At 45.8% G+C, this 476-nt stretch carries 2 tRNA genes and 1 rRNA gene; all 3 read right to left on the minus strand.

The features are described from left to right. Positions 1–166: 166 nt before the first annotated feature. Positions 167–242 (minus strand) — tRNA-Ala (locus G5S52_RS23485). A 33-nt stretch (positions 243–275) separates the two neighbouring features. Next, a tRNA-Ile gene (locus tag G5S52_RS23490) sits at positions 276–352 on the minus strand. 67 nt (positions 353–419) lie between these two features. Continuing rightward, a 16S ribosomal RNA gene (locus tag G5S52_RS23495) occupies positions 420–476 on the minus strand; the annotation flags it as partial.

The following is a 476-nucleotide window of genomic DNA, read 5'->3' on the forward strand; positions in this document are numbered from 1 at the left end:
TGGTGTTAACTCCGTAGAGTCAACATTTGAGAACTTTTACAAACAAACTCATTGAGTTTGTTTAGTCAGCTTTCCAGATTTTTAAAGAGCATGTGATGTGTTCTAGTGAACAACCACTTTTTAAGAACACTTAGCACTCTCTGTTTAGAGAAGTGTGCTTAAAGAGTGGTGGAGCTATGCGGGATCGAACCGCAGACCTCTTGAATGCAAATCAAGCGCTCTCCCAGCTGAGCTATAGCCCCACATCGATACTTAGTGCCACCAACCGAATCGATTGGTGGGTCTGAGTGGACTTGAACCACCGACCTCACCCTTATCAGGGGTGCGCTCTAACCACCTGAGCTACAGACCCATCTAAGTATGTTCTTTTTCTTTTTGACCGTAGCAATCTGTGTGGACACTAGCATTAATAGTATCGTTAAGGAGGTGATCCAGCCCCAGGTTCCCCTAGGGCTACCTTGTTACGACTTCACCCC

It is taken from the genome of Grimontia sedimenti, from assembly GCF_011045095.1.
In the GTDB taxonomy this organism is placed as follows: domain Bacteria; phylum Pseudomonadota; class Gammaproteobacteria; order Enterobacterales; family Vibrionaceae; genus Enterovibrio; species Enterovibrio sedimenti.